Consider the following 1,045-nt stretch of genomic DNA (forward strand, 5'->3'; position numbering starts at 1 on the left):
CGAACGCGTTTATCTAAATCGGATCCATATCGATGAACCCAGCGCATAATCGTTGTATGAGCCAAAGATAATCCACGCTCCTCTAGCATTTCTACCAAATCGCGATAGCTTAAACTGTACCGCAGGTACCATCTAACGGCTAACAAAATCATCTCCGGTTCATAATGCTTCCATTTAAAATCTACTGGCTTTGTCATTGCTACACCCGTCCTTTTATTTATGAATATTTCCAGTGTACACAACAACAATATTTTTTGCACCAGAACCGTTTAGTCAAAAATCAAAACCTATTATTCTTTGTCTTTCGACTCGAATTACTTTTAAACTTTCATTCTAAAAATCATATAATGCTTAATATTCAAAACATAGAAAAGCTTAAATCCTTATGTATCAACGGATTTAAGCTTTTTATTTTGTTAGCATACCCGTTACAACAAGTTGCAATTATACTTCAGTGTATTCGCAACTTGTAGCTATTAATATGTATGCTATATTCCACAAGATAATTACAATTTTTTTATCTAGTTCTCTTTTAAACTATATGCCGTATCCAACAAAATTATTCACTTATCTAAAGTTTAGAAAACTAAAGAACTGGACATGCTTTTACTAAAATCAAATAATTGAGGTGAAGCGCATGTCTTGGTTTAAAAATCCTAGATCTAATTTAGGTAAATTTTTAGACAATCATGATATTAAACAAGTAGATTTAGCTCAAAACTCCGGTGTGAGTGAAGGGACGATTAGTAAGTTGTGTCGAGCAAATACTTTTTATCCTTCATTTAAGAATGGACAAAAGATTATTAAAGCACTGAAGAGAATGACTCATAAAGAAATTCACCATGATGACTTTTGGATGTAGTTTAAAATATATCGTGCATTATAAAAGTTCTCATAAATACATTTTGTTTTACAGCATATTGCTCTAACTTCGATTGCCGATAGTCTGATAATGTAAAAAAAATAATGGTTCTGGTGCAAAAACTTCAGGCCACTTGCAAATAATCTCTCAAACTTGGACATACTGATACTATTATTCTGAAAA

At 32.0% G+C, this 1,045-nt stretch carries 1 protein-coding gene and 2 pseudogenes; 1 reads left to right on the plus strand and 2 read right to left on the minus strand.

Annotation, left to right across the window (positions count from 1 at the left end; all coding sequences use genetic code 11):
- Nucleotides 1–197 (minus strand): annotated as a pseudogene (locus JDS99_RS30710) (IS6 family transposase); the annotation flags it as partial.
- Between the two features lie 440 nt (nucleotides 198–637).
- Between JDS99_RS30710 and JDS99_RS30715 the strand changes: the two are divergent.
- Complete coding sequence (locus JDS99_RS30715) at nucleotides 638–862, plus strand: helix-turn-helix domain-containing protein (protein WP_199696478.1); 225 nt, start codon at nucleotides 638–640, stop codon at nucleotides 860–862.
- Between the two features lies 1 nt (nucleotide 863).
- Here the strand turns inward: JDS99_RS30715 and JDS99_RS32890 are convergent.
- A pseudogene (locus tag JDS99_RS32890) lies at nucleotides 864–968 on the minus strand (replication-relaxation family protein); the annotation flags it as partial.
- Nucleotides 969–1,045: the final 77 nt, after the last annotated feature.

Source organism: Bacillus cereus group sp. N6, from assembly GCF_016483705.1.
In the GTDB taxonomy this organism is placed as follows: Bacteria; Bacillota; Bacilli; order Bacillales; family Bacillaceae_G; genus Bacillus_A; species Bacillus_A wiedmannii.

Coding starts and splice junctions, on each gene's coding strand:
- JDS99_RS30715 (WP_199696478.1), top strand. CDS start 638: ATGTCTTGGTTTAAAAATCCTAGATCTAATTTAGGTAAATTTTTAGAC.